The sequence below is a fragment of the Kitasatospora sp. NPDC097691 genome (genome assembly GCF_040302665.1).
Lineage (GTDB): Bacteria > Actinomycetota > Actinomycetes > Streptomycetales > Streptomycetaceae > Kitasatospora.
Genome location: NZ_JBEORY010000022.1, coordinates 69,898 through 82,054, shown reverse-complemented (window position 1 = coordinate 82,054; position 12,157 = coordinate 69,898). Strand labels below are relative to the sequence as shown.

Here is a 12,157-nt window from a genome sequence, read left to right as displayed (position 1 = left end):
CGTCGGACACGGGCGGATGGCTCCTCTTCGGACGGTCGCCGGGGCGGGGGCAGAACGTGAAGGGACGATACAGGAGACATCGGACACCCCCGTCGTCTCACCGGCACTGATGCCCGATCAAGCGCTCCCTGATACGCCACGGATACAAAGCCCCGCGAGAGGCACGGGGCTTTGTGTCCGTGGTGCGTCCGGTGATCCCGGTCGCGCGGCCGTCAGGCGGGCCCGGTCTCGCGGCCGTCAGGCGGGCCCGGCCGCCGCGAGCAGGCGCGGCGGGAGGTAGGGCGACCGGACGTGGACGGACCAGCCGCGGCTGCGGCGGGCGTGGCAGGCGAGGGCGAGGATGCCGAGGTTGAGCGCGGCGCCGGGGTCGGTGGCGCGGTCGGCGACAGAGTGGTGGTCGCGGTGGGCTTCCAGGGCGTCCAGCAGGGCGAGGTTGAAGCTGGTCTCGTCGCCCCGGACGAGCTGGGAGAAGAGGACGACCGGGGGCGGGAGGAAGCCCTGGTCCCGGCTGCGCTCCACCTCCTTCAGGGCCCGCTCGGTGGCCGGGAGCGGGTCGGCGCCGCGGAGGTGGTCGTGCAGGGCGGTGCGGTACGAGGCGAACGGTGAGCGGTCCTCGGCGGCGATCGTGGGGCCGGCCAGGACGAGCGGGTCGAGGTCCTCGGAGCTGCCGGTGATCAGGGCGTAGGAGAGGGCCGTCTCCCAGAAGACCGGGCCGAAGTCCCGGTCCCGGCAGGCGGGGAAGCGGAGCGTCCGGCCGTCGATCGTCACCTCGGCCTCGGTGCCCGGCTCGGCGAGGGCGGCCCGGAACACGGCGGCCCCCAGCCGGGAGCCGAGCCGCAGGTCGGCGAGCTGGGCATCGGTGGCGTCGGAGGACTCCGAGGCGCGCGCCGCGAGGAGGTAGGTCTGGTAGCGCAGGGCGCCGGTGAGCTCCCACGCGTCCAGCGGCTCGCCCTCCTTCGGCGTGATGGCCTCCAGCGTGCGCCGCACGAACAGGGCCTCGCTGTCCGGGCTGAGGGGCCGGGCCGGGCTCGGCCGGTCGATGTCGACGGGGCCTGCGGCGAGCCGGGCCACGGCGTCGGGGCGCGGGTCGCGGCCGAGGCCGTGGACGCGCGGGCCGGGCGTCTCGAAGCCGGTGACGAGGGCGTGCGGGAGGTAGTCGGTGTCGACCGCCGGGGTCCAGCCGTGGGTGCGGTACGCGAGGGCGGCGAGGGCGATCGGGACGAGCGGCAGGAGGCCGGCGGGCCCGGTGCCGTGCGGGCCGTCCTGGAGGAGCGCGAGCAGCGCGGCGTCGAAGGCCTCGCGGTCCCCGTCGGTGAGGGCCCGCAGGGCGCGCAGGCCGGGCTGGCGCTCGATGGCGGCGGAGGGGAAGTCGACCTCCTCGAAGAAGTGGGCCGAGAAGCCGTCGACGAGTTCGAGGGTGGGGGTGACCGGCTCGTCGGGCATCAGCTGCCGGGCCCAGCAGAAGGCCTCGCCGTGGGGGGAGACCTTGTCGGAGACGATCGCGAGGCAGAAGGCGTCGAGCCACTCCCCGGCGGTGACCAGGTGGTGGGGGTCGCGGTCCTGCCCGTACTCGGGGTCGTAGCTCATCCCGAAGTTCGGGTAGTCGAGGAAGACGTGGAAGCTGTCGTGCGGGTAGTAGGCGCCGAAGGAGACGGCGCCTACGGCGGCCTCGGTGGCGTCCTTGACGACCGCCTTGGCCTCGGCGGAGTCCAGGTCGGGCCGGGTGGTGGAGAGGGCACCGAGGTAGTCGAGGAAGGAGTCCGCGATCAGCTGCCACTCGGTGGTCGTCATCAGGCCCGCGCGGGAGTAGGAGTGGACCCGCCTCCCGATTCGGTTCACGAAGTCCTCGCGGGCCTCCGCCACCCGCGCCGCGTCCACCTGGTGACGTTCGATCCGCACAGTCCTGCCCCCTTGATCACTTGACTTGGCCCCAGCCTAGGCAGTGGGTCGGACATCGTGGTCCGCCGGGGGCGCACAGCACACTGCCCGTACGGCGACCGCGCCGCCGTTCCGGGCGCGGCGACGCCTCGGACGCGATCCGCCCCACCGCGCGGTGACACACCCCTCGGTCGGTCGAGCGGAGGAGGCGCGGTTCCCCCGCGGGGGGAGCCGGTTCCCTCCCTGCGGCGGAGGCCACGACCGGGGGTGGACTGGGAGGTTGGAGGTCGTCGGGAACAGCCCGACTCCCTTCTCCCCAGCGAGGACTGACCATGCGAAAGCTCACCTCCGCCATCGCGCTCACCACTGCGGCCGTGGCCCTCGCGGCCGGAACGGCCGGCACCGCCTCGGCGGCGACCGCGCCGGCCGCCCCCGTACCGTCCCGGCACCTCGCGCTGGACGGCTGGACCCTGCTCAACGAGCACGGCCCGGGCCCCAACCCGGGCGAGCGGCTCACCGCGTGGGTCAGCGCCCGTACGGTCGACGGCAACGCCCGGGGGCACGTCGTGGTGCAGCACGTGTTCGAGACGAGCGGCACCGTCCGGGCCGAGTTCGACGTCGACTGCCTGACCGTCGACGGGAACGGCGCCGTCACCGTGACGGGGCCCGTCTCACGGACCGTGATCACCCCGCTCGGGGGCGAGCCGTACCTCTTCCACGAGGGCGAGCACCCCGAGGCCGGCCTCACCTTCTACCCGACCGACGAGCAGCACCAGCGCCGGGTCGGCTGGGCCAGGACGGACCCCGCGATGCACTCCGAAGTCGTCACGTGCGGCGCGGTTCCGGCCGGCTTCTGGGTCATCGACGGCGGGACCTTCCTGCGCCGCTAGCATCCGACGCCGTCTCGCCCGGAGCGCGGCGCGTCGGTCGGGCGCCGCGCTCCCCTTCCGGTGGCCACGGGTACCGGGTGCGGTCGCCGCACGGGACTCCAGCTGCGCCCATGCGGGTTCGCGAGTGGTGCTCCGGGCCGCCGCCGTGGCCCGCGTGGACCGGCTCGGGTGATACCGGGCTCCCTGACGGCCCTACTGTGCCATCATCAACCCATGGGTGAGACAGTTGAGTTGAAGCTCGCTGACGGCACCGGCGTGGTGGTGGAGCTCTCCCCCGCCCCGGCCGCGTACCCCGTGGAGCTGCCGCCGGGTGCGGCCGACCTTCCGCCCGGCAGCGCCCCGGTCGTCCCGGTCGGGCGGGCCCGGCGGGCTGCGGAGGCCGCCGGCCGCACCCTCGCCGACGTGCTGAGTCCGCTGGGCGGGGTGCTGGACTCGGTGCACTCCGCCGTTCGCGGCGCGGTCCGGCCGCCCGACGAGGTCGAGGTGGAGCTCGGTGTGAAGCTCACCCACGACCTCAAGTTGGGCATCGCCGGGGCCGGCGGCGAGGCCACCATCACCGTCCGGGCCACCTGGACGCCCCGGTCCGCGACCACCCCGGCCGTCCCTGCCGCTGCGCCCGCCGCCGAGCGGACCGCCCAGGAGGCTCCCGCCACCCAGGAGCCGGCTTCCCCGGCCACCGTCCCCGGGCCCGCCGACCCGCCGTGCGGGTAGGCGGGATGGGGCCGGACGATCCCGACCGTCCCGTCAAGTTCGCGCACGCCGCCCTGCACCGTGAGGGGGAACCGCCGGCCTTCGGCGGCGGCGTGCTGCTGGCCCCGGGTACGGTCCTGACCTGTGCGCACGTGGTCAACCAGGTGTTGGACCGGCCGGACTTCGCCCAGGAGCGCCCCCAGGCGCTGGATGGCCTCGCGGTCTCCTTCCCCGCGACGGGCCGCCGCCGGCTTCGGGCCGCCCTGGCGGCCTGGCTGCCCGCCCGCCGGGCCGACGGGTCGCCCGCGGCGGAGGGCGACGTCGAGTGGTCCGGGGACCTGGCGCTGTTACAGCTGCTGGACGACCCCGGGCCCGCCGCGCTGCCGGTGGGGACGGGGCGCTGCCACGCCGGCCGCCCCGCCTACGCCTGGTTCGGCAGCGGGGCGCCGAGCAGTATCGCGGCCGTCATGGTGCAGGGCGTCACCGAGCGCTGGATCGTGCTCGACTCCACCGGCTCCGCCCAGCCCGTCGTCGGCGGCTACAGCGGCTCGCCGCTGTGGGACCGGGCGCAGCGGCGGGTGGTGGGGCTGGTGGTGAGTCGCAGCGGGCTGCGGGCCTTCGCGGTGCCCGCCGCCGGCCTGCGCGAGCTGTTCCGGGAGGCGGGCGAGGAGCTTCCCGGCCCGCTGGGCGACGAGGACGGTGCTCACGGCCCGGTCGGCCCGGTGGCCCGTCAACTGCTCGGCCCCTTGCGGGCCGTGCTCACCACTCCGGAGGCGCTGGCCGATCTGGCCGGGCGCTTCCTGGCGGAGCTGGAACCGGAGTCGGGACCGGATTTGGGACGGGAGTCGGCTGTTGAACCAGGCGGCGTCGACGCCGACCACGACCACGCCATCGCCGACGCCGGTCTCGACGACGGCTCCCCCGCGAGCGCGGAGCGATTGGTCCGGTTGGCCGCCGCCCTTCCGCACGGCGCGCCGACGCTGCTGGCACTGCTGGCGGGCGCCGCCCGTACGCAGGAGCAGCGGAGCTGGGTCGCCACCACCGCGTTGCGCGCCTGCCCCGAGCAGTTCCTCACCGCCGGCGAGCACCGCGAGCTGCTCGCCCTGCTCGCGGACGGCACCGTCCCCGACCCGCGGCGCTGCGCGGCCGAGGCGCTGCCGCTGGGGCCGGACCTGGACCGGGCCCACTGGCCGGAGGCGGTGGCCGAGTTGGAGCGCTACCGACCGCGGTACGGAAGGTTCCCGCAGCTGCTGCGCACGGTGGAGTTCGCGGCGGCGGCGGCCGGTGCCGGCGCCGCGCGGGGGCTGGGCGCGTGGAGCGAGGCGGTGGCGCAGCGGCTCGGGCTGGCCGAGATCCTGCTCGAACACCGGGCCCAGGCGCGGGAGTCGGCGGAGCGCGCGCGGGAGCGGGGGCCGCAGCACGGTGCCTCGGCCCCGGTGGTACAGGTGCAGCTGTGGCGGGCGACCGGTACGGAGTGCTTCAGCTACGCCCTGCACGCCGCGGACGCCCGGGGGCGCCCGCTGCACCGCTCGGTGCGGGACGTCCCGGTGCCGCGCTCGCGGCTGCTGGCCGAGCTCGGGGGGCTGTTGGAGGAGGTGACCGGGCAGGTGGAGCCCGGCGCGGTGCCGGTGGTGGAGTGGTTCGTCACCGGGGAGGAGCTCGATCTGGCGGTCGACCAGTGGGTGTACCGGCCGGACGAGCTGTTTCCGGGCGTGCTGGGGCAGGACTTCCTGTGCGTGATGCGCAGTCCTGAGTTACGCCGGGCCGCGTTCCGGCCCGAACACCGGTACCGGTGGCAGGTCTTGCGTTCGGGGCGGTTGTCGCTCGTGGAGCGGCACGACCCGGTGGTGCAGCAGCGGGGTGCGCCGGTGCCGGTCTGCGGTGTGGCGCTGTGCTGCCCGGCCGAGGAGGTGCCGCGGTTGCGGGCGATCGCGCTGGCCGTGGGGGTGCCCGGGGTGCTGTGGCTGCGCCCGGCCGAGCACGGCACCCCGCCGGGCCGGGTGCGGGACCTGGTGCTGGGCGCGGCGCCGCACCAGCTCCCGCGGCTGGTGTACGAGGCGCGCCTGACGGAATCCGCGGACGGCCTGCACCGCAATCTGGCGCTGGTCTGGGATTCTCCTGACGGGCATCCGGAGACCCTCGGGCTGGGCGACCCGCGGGACTGACCCCACGGGCGCGAGCGACCCCGCAGCGCACGAGCGACCCCACGGGCGCGAGCGCCCCCGCGGCGCCGACGGACCGGCCCGGGCTGGGCGAGGACGAGGCACGGACGAGGCACGGACGAGGCACGGACGAGGAGAGGGCAGCGATGAGCGAAGCAACGGGACCGGATCCGGCCACCACTGCGCCGCACGACGGCGGGGACGACTGGCGGATCTACCGGGGCGACGACGCGGTGGTGCGCGACACGCCCCTGCCCGCCGCCCCGCCGTGGCGCCGTTTCGGCGCCCTGCCCGGCCCCCGGCCCGCCCCGGCGTACCGGATCGGCCCGCAGGAGGCCGACGTGGTCAACGCCGCGCTGCACCTGCGCCGCCCGCTGCTGGTCACCGGGCGTCCCGGCACCGGCAAGTCCTCGCTGGCGGCTTCGGTGGCGCGCGAGCTCGGGCTCGGCCCGGTGCTGCGCTGGCCGGTGAACAGCCGCACCACCCTGCAGGACGGCCTCTACCGCTATGACGCCGTCGGGCGGCTGCGCGACACCGGCCGCTCCCGCGAACCGGCCGCCCCGGAGCCGGACATCGGGAGCTACCTGCGGCTCGGCCCGCTCGGCACCGCGCTCGCCACCGGGCGCCCCGGCCGGCCGCGGGTGCTGCTGGTCGACGAGCTGGACAAGGGCGACCTGGACCTGCCCAACGACCTGCTGGTGGTCTTCGAGGAGGGCGAGTTCGAGATCCCCGAGCTGAGCCGGCTGCCCGACGACCACCCGGACGTGCGGGTGATGCTGACCGGCACCCGGGAGCGGCATCTGGTGCACCACGGCCTGATCGGCTGCCAGGAGTTCCCGGTCACCGTCCTGACCAGCAACGGCGAGCGGGACTTCCCGCCGGCGTTCCTGCGCCGGTGCGTACGCCTCGACCTGCCCGAGCCGGACGAGGCGCGGCTGCGCGAGATCGTCCGGGCCCACCTGGGCGAGGACGGGCTGCGGGCCGGGGAGGACCTGATCGAGGCCTTCCTCCACCGGCGCGACCACGACCGCGGCGCGCTGGCCACCGACCAGCTGCTCAACGCCGTCCACCTGCGGCTCGGCGGCGTGGAGTTGGGCCGCGAGGGCCTGCTCGGCGCCGTGCTGCGCCCTCTGGAGGAGCCGGAGCCCGGACTCGGATGATCGACCGACTGCGGACGGTGCTGCAGCCCGCCGCCACCCACCTCACCCCGACCGAGCTGGCCGAGATCCTCTGGCTGGCCCGGCGCATCCCGCCCGACGGCCTGGCCGGCGCGCCCGGTGCCCCGGCCGCGGCACGGCCCGCCGGCCAGGGCCGGGACCAGCCGGGCGGCGCCGCCGGTGCGACGCTTCCTGACGCGACCGAACCCCCCACCCCCGCCGGGCTGTACGCCCACACCGGGACGGCCTCGCCCGGCACCGCGGCCCGGCCGGTCCTGGTGCCCGCCGGACGCGCGCTGCCGGGCGCGCTGCCGATCAGCCGGGCCCTGCGCCCGCTGCGCCGCACCACCGCCTCGGCGCACCGGCAGCGGCTGGACGAGGCGGCCACCGCCGAACTGATCGCCGAGACCGGGGTGCTGGACGTGGTCCTGCGCCCCGGCGGGGAGCGCTGGCTCAGCGCCGCACTGGTCGTCGACGACGGCCTGTCGATGGAGCTGTGGCAGGAGACCGCCGCGGGCGTCCGGGAGGTGCTGGAGAGCGTCGGCCACTTCCGCACCGTGCGGTGCTACGGGCTGGACAGCCGTGCCGAGGGGCCTCCGGTCCTGCGTGCCCGGCCGTTCAGCGGCAGTGCGCCGGTGGTCGCACCGGCATCCCTGTGCCCGGCCGACGGGCGCGGCACCGTACTGGTGCTCTCCGACGCGATCGGCTCGGGCTGGCACCGGGGCCGGGTCGCGCCGCTGCTCGCGTACTGGGCCCGGCGCTGTCCGACCGCCGTCGTCCAGCCGTTGCCGCAGCGGCTGTGGGCGGGCAGCGCGCTGACGGTGGAGCGGCTGCTGCTGCGCGGCCACCGGCCCGGCGCGGCCAACTCCGAGCTCACCGCCACCGACCCGGTGCTGCCCGAACTCCCGGTCCAGGGCACACCGGTGCCCGTGCTGGACCTGCAGCCGGGAGCGTTCGCCGGCTGGGCCGCCCTGCTGGCCGCCGGCCGGCCGACGGTCCTGCCCGCCGTGGCCCTGGCCCCGCACGGGGCCGCCGACGCCCTCCTCCCGGACGGCCCCGGGCCCGACGGCGCGCCCGCCCATCTGACCGGCCGTCTGGCGCACTTCCGCCGCGCAGCGTCCCCGGAGGCGTACCGGCTGGCCGGCCACCTGGCCGCGGTGCGGCCGCTGACCCTGGCGCTGATGCGCCTGGTGCAGCGCGCGGTGCACGGCCGGGTCGATCCGGCCCCGCTCGCCGAGGTCCTCCTCGGCGGGCTGCTGCGGCGCCAGCCGGGCCCGGGCGGGCGGGGCCCCGCGGTGTACGACTTCCGCCCGGGGCTGCGCGACCTGCTGCTGGAGACGGTGCCCGTCGGCGACCTCCTCGCCACCACCGACCTGGTCGGCGACGTGCTGCGCTCCTCGGCCCCGGGCTCCGGCCGGGCGCCCGCGCTGCGGGCCGACCTCACCGGGCGCAGCGCGCTGGCCCCGGGGGCGAGCGCCTTCGCCCTCTCCACCGAGCCGCTGCTGCGCCACTTCACCGCCCCGGCGGCCCGGCCCGCCCCCGGCCCGGGTACCCCGGACGCCTTCGACCCGCTGGCCGGGCAGGACCGGCAGCTGGCCGCGCTGGTCGCGGCCGGGCACTGGCGGGCCGCGGTGGAGCGCGGCGAGGAGGTGCTGGACCAGCTGGTCCGGCACCACGGCCCGGACAGCCTGCGGGTGCTGGCCGGCCGCCGGGACCTGGCCGAGTGGATCGGCCGGGCCGGCGCCCCGCAGACCGCGCACCGGCTGGCCCGGGAACTGCACGTGGACTCGGCACGGCTGCTCGGCCCCGGGGACGACCGCACCCTGGCGGCCGGGGCCACCGCCGCCGAATGGGCCGGACGCTCGGGCCACCCGGCCGAGGCCGTCGACCGCTACCGCTCGGTGCTCGACCACCAGGAGCCCCGGCTCGGCCCGGACCACGCCGACACGGTGGCCGCCTTCGGCCGGTTCGCCTACTGGACCGGGGAACTGGGCGACCCGGAGCGCGCGGTCCTGTGCTACGACGAACTCCTCGCCCGGCAACGGCGGCTGCTCGGCGGGGACGCCGTCGCGGTACTCAACACCCGGGCCAACGTGGGCTCCTGGCACGGCCAGGCGGGCCGGACCGGGCTGGCCCTGGAACTGTCCGAGGAACTGCTGCGCGACGTACGGCGGCACGCCCCGGAGGACCACCCGCTGCGCCCGATCACCGAGGCCGAGCACGCCCATTGGAAGGGCGCCGCCGGGGCCCCGGCCGAGGCCGCGGCAGCCCTGCTCCGGGTCCTGCCGAGGGTGACCGCCGCGCTCGGCCCCGCGCACTCCTACCCCTTCGCGGTACGGTCGCGCATCGCCCACTGGACCGGCGCGGCGGGCCACCCGTCCCGGGCACTGGAGCTGATGCGCAGCCTGCTGACGGACGTCAGCTCGGTGCTGATCCCCGAACACGCGGTCTTCCTGACGTGCCGGGTCGAGTACGCCCACTGGACGCTGGCGACGGGCGACGTGGAGCAGGCCCGCGCCCTGCTGGCCGAGCTGGCCCCCGAGGTGGAGGCGGTGCTTGGGCCCGGACACCCGGAGGCCGTACGGGCCCGGGAGCTGCTGGCCGCCCTGCCCGGCCCCGCCGAGGGACGCGAGCGGTGAGCGGCCACGCCCCGGCGCGGGCCCCGGGGTCGGCCGGGGCGCTCGGCACCCGCGGGCTGCCTCCGGCGTTCTGGTGGCTGTGGGCCGGCACCCTGGTGAACCGTCTGGGCACCTTCGCCGTCCCGTTCCTGACGTTGTACCTGACCGTGGAGCGCGGCCGCTCGGCGGCCTTCGCCGGGCTGGTCGCGGCCGCCTTCGCCGTCGGCGGCACGGTCGGCGCGCTGGCCGGCGGCGCGGCGGCGGACCGGTTCGGCTGCCACCGAGCCCTGGTCGGCGCCCATCTGAGCACCGCCGCGGCGACGGCCGTGCTCGGCCTGAGCACCGGTCCGACGGCGCTGTTCGGGGCGGCGTTCGCCCTCGGCTGCACCACCGGCGCGGCCCGGCCGGCCACCGCCGCCCTGGTGTGCGCACTGCTCGGCCCCGAGGACCGGGTGCGGGCCTTCTCCCTCGACTACTGGGCGATGAACCTGGGCTTCTCGATCTCGGTGCTGCTCGCCGGCCTGGCCGCCCGGACCGGCTACCCGGTGCTCTTCCTGGCCGACGCCACGGCGACGCTGCTCTGCGCGCTGGTGGTGCTCCTGCGCGTCCCGGCCCCGCCCGGCACCGACGCGACGGACGGCGCCATGGACGACACCGACCGCGGGCCCCTTCCCGGGGACGCATCGGCGCGTGGCAGCCGTACGCTGCTCGCCGACCGGCCGTTCCTGTGCTGCGTGCTGCTCTTCGCCCTGGTCGCCGCCGTGCTCCAGCAGATGACCACCATGCTGCCGGTCGCGATGGCCGCCGACGGTCTGAGCCCGGCGGCCTGCGGCGCCGTCATCGCCCTGAACGGCGTCGTCGTCTGCCTGACCCAGCTCCCGGCCGGGCGCCTGCTCGACGGCCGCTCCCCGTTCCGTCTGCTGGCCCTGGCCGCGGCGCTGTGCGGCACCGGCTTCGGCCTCACCGCGTTCGCCGGTTCGGCGCCCGCGTACGCGCTGACGGTGGTGGTCTGGACGGCCGGCGAGGTGATCAGCGGCCCGGTCAGCCTGGCTCTGACCGCCCGCTTCGCCGAGGCCCGCGCCGCCGGCCGCTACCAGGGGGCGAGCGCCTTCGCCTGGTCGGCCGGTGGTGTCCTGGCCGCCGCCGCGGGCGGCTGGACGTACGACCGGCTCGGCTCGGCCGCCCTCTGGTGCGCCTGCGCCCTGACGGGCCTGGCCGCCGCAGCCGGCTTCCTCGCCCTCGCCCGGCACGCCCCGGACTGACGCGCGTCCTCACCCCCGCCGGTGCCTGCCGACTCGACCGCAAGGAGCCGGTACGTCGGGCGGGTTCCCGGCACGGGTGTGCCCGGGACCCGCCCGGCGCTGCCGTCAGTGGTGGAAGCCGACGCGGTCCTGGTCGTGGGTGTGGCCCTGGTCGAGGCTCTTGATGGCCCGGCGCATGTCGTCGGCGAGCAGCTCGATCTCGTCGCGGTCGACGCCGTGGCGGACCAGGACGCGCTGGATGACGGTCTCCTGGCGGTCCGGCGGCAGCGGGTAGGAGGGTACCTGCCAGCCGCGCATGCGGAGCTGGTCGGAGAGGTCGTAGAGGCTCCAGGAGACCGAGTCGGGGTCGGTGAGGGTGTACGAGACGGCGGGCAGGGCGCCGACCCCGTCGTAGAGCAGGGTGAAGGGGCCCATGTCGGCGATCTGCCGGGCGAGGTGCTGCGCGGTTTCGGCGCAGACCTGGTAGACCCGGCGGTACCCCTCGCGGCCCAGGCGCAGGAACATGAAGTACTGGGTGACGACCTGACCGCCGGGGCGGGAGAAGTTCAGGGCGAGGGTCGGCATGTCGCCGCCGAGGTAGTCGACGTGGAAGACCAGCCCGTCCGGCAGCGCGGCCTGGTCCCGCCACAGCGCCCAGCCCACGCCCAGCGGGGCCATCCCGTACTTGTGGCCGGAGGCGTTGATCGAGGCGACCCGCGGCAGGCGGAAGTCCCAGACCAGGTCGCGGTGGAGGAACGGCGCGATGAACCCGCCCGACGCCGCGTCCACGTGCAGCGGCACGTCGAGCCCGGTCTCCACCTGAAGCCGGTCCAGTTCGGCCGCGATCTCCGCCACCGGCTCGTAGGTGCAGGTGTACGTCACCCCGAGGATCGCGACCACGCCGATGGTGTTCTCGTCGATGTACTCGCGCAGCTGGTGCGGTTGCAGCCCGGTCGCCCCGGGTTCCACCGGCACCTGGCGCAGCTCGACGTCGAAGTACCGGGCGAACTTCTCCCAGCACACCTGGACCGGGCCGCACACCAGGTTCGGCCGCTCCGTGGACTGGCCCGCCGCCTTCCGGCGGTCCCGCCAGCGCCACTTCAGGGCGAGGCCGCACAGCATCGCCGCCTCGCTGGAACCGGTGGTCGAGCAGCCGACCGCGTTGGCCTCGCCGGAGCCGGCCGGGGCGTGCCAGAGGTCCGCGAGGATGTTCACGCAGCGCGACTCGATCTCCGCGGTCTGCGGGTACTCGTCCTTGTCGACGATGTTCTTGTCCAGGCAGAGGTCCATCAGCCGGCGGACCTCGTCGTCCGTCCAGGTCGTGCAGAAGGTGGCGAGATTCTGCGCGGCGTTGCCGTCCAGCAGCAGCTCGTTGCGCAGCAGCTGGAAGACCACCGGCGGCGGCGCCGGGAAGTCCGGCATGGCCCGCTTGGGCAGGGGGTGTTCGCTCAATGGTGAGGCGAAGATGTCGACGGCCGCATCGGACGCCGGCTCCTGTGCGTTGTGGAGAGCCACCGGTCA

At 76.2% G+C, this 12,157-nt stretch carries 8 protein-coding genes; 6 read left to right on the top strand and 2 right to left on the bottom strand.

What is annotated here, in order from left to right; all coding sequences use genetic code 11:
* Positions 1–237: 237 nt before the first annotated feature.
* Positions 238–1,899 carry an immunity 49 family protein gene (locus ABTY56_RS18000; protein ID WP_350629784.1) on the bottom strand — a complete coding sequence of 554 codons (1,662 nt, stop codon included), beginning with the start codon at positions 1,897–1,899 and terminating at the stop codon, positions 238–240.
* Between the two features lie 311 nt (positions 1,900–2,210).
* Between ABTY56_RS18000 and ABTY56_RS17995 the strand changes: the two genes are divergently transcribed.
* The 6 genes from ABTY56_RS17995 to ABTY56_RS17970 all read left to right on the top strand — a co-directional run bounded on the left by ABTY56_RS17995 (position 2,211) and on the right by ABTY56_RS17970 (position 10,657).
* Positions 2,211–2,768: a hypothetical protein gene (locus ABTY56_RS17995; RefSeq protein ID WP_350629783.1), complete on the top strand. Its 558-nt coding sequence runs from the start codon at positions 2,211–2,213 to the stop codon at positions 2,766–2,768.
* Between the two features lie 213 nt (positions 2,769–2,981).
* Positions 2,982–3,479 carry a CU044_2847 family protein gene (locus ABTY56_RS17990; RefSeq protein ID WP_350629782.1) on the top strand — a complete coding sequence of 166 codons (498 nt, stop codon included), beginning with the start codon at positions 2,982–2,984 and terminating at the stop codon, positions 3,477–3,479.
* 5 nt (positions 3,480–3,484) lie between these two features.
* Positions 3,485–5,623, top strand: a complete 2,139-nt coding sequence (locus ABTY56_RS17985; protein WP_350629781.1) for a VMAP-C domain-containing protein — start codon at positions 3,485–3,487, stop codon at positions 5,621–5,623.
* Positions 5,624–5,766: 143 nt separating this feature from the next.
* Entirely contained in the window at positions 5,767–6,780 is a 1,014-nt protein-coding gene (locus ABTY56_RS17980) for an AAA family ATPase (protein ID WP_350629780.1), read from the top strand.
* Positions 6,777–9,416: an SAV_2336 N-terminal domain-related protein gene (locus tag ABTY56_RS17975; RefSeq protein ID WP_350629779.1), complete on the top strand. Its 2,640-nt coding sequence runs from the start codon at positions 6,777–6,779 to the stop codon at positions 9,414–9,416. Before ABTY56_RS17980 ends, ABTY56_RS17975 begins: the two co-directional genes overlap by 4 nt.
* Positions 9,413–10,657, top strand: a complete 1,245-nt coding sequence (locus tag ABTY56_RS17970; protein WP_350629778.1) for an MFS transporter — start codon at positions 9,413–9,415, stop codon at positions 10,655–10,657. Before ABTY56_RS17975 ends, ABTY56_RS17970 begins: the two co-directional genes overlap by 4 nt.
* A gap of 105 nt (positions 10,658–10,762) precedes the next feature.
* Here the strand turns inward: ABTY56_RS17970 and gad are convergent, their stop codons facing one another.
* Positions 10,763–12,151: a glutamate decarboxylase gene (gene gad, locus ABTY56_RS17965; RefSeq protein WP_350629777.1), complete on the bottom strand. Its 1,389-nt coding sequence runs from the start codon at positions 12,149–12,151 to the stop codon at positions 10,763–10,765.
* Between the last annotated feature and the right edge of the window lie 6 nt (positions 12,152–12,157).

What these genes read in the sequence shown, in the direction of transcription:
- ABTY56_RS17995 (WP_350629783.1), top strand. Translation starts at nt 2,211, where the DNA reads ATGCGAAAGCTCACCTCCGCCATCGCGCTCACCACTGCGGCCGTGGCC.
- ABTY56_RS17980 (WP_350629780.1), top strand. Translation starts at nt 5,767, where the DNA reads ATGAGCGAAGCAACGGGACCGGATCCGGCCACCACTGCGCCGCACGAC.
- ABTY56_RS17990 (WP_350629782.1), top strand. Translation starts at nt 2,982, where the DNA reads ATGGGTGAGACAGTTGAGTTGAAGCTCGCTGACGGCACCGGCGTGGTG.
- ABTY56_RS17975 (WP_350629779.1), top strand. Translation starts at nt 6,777, where the DNA reads ATGATCGACCGACTGCGGACGGTGCTGCAGCCCGCCGCCACCCACCTC.
- ABTY56_RS17985 (WP_350629781.1), top strand. Translation starts at nt 3,485, where the DNA reads ATGGGGCCGGACGATCCCGACCGTCCCGTCAAGTTCGCGCACGCCGCC.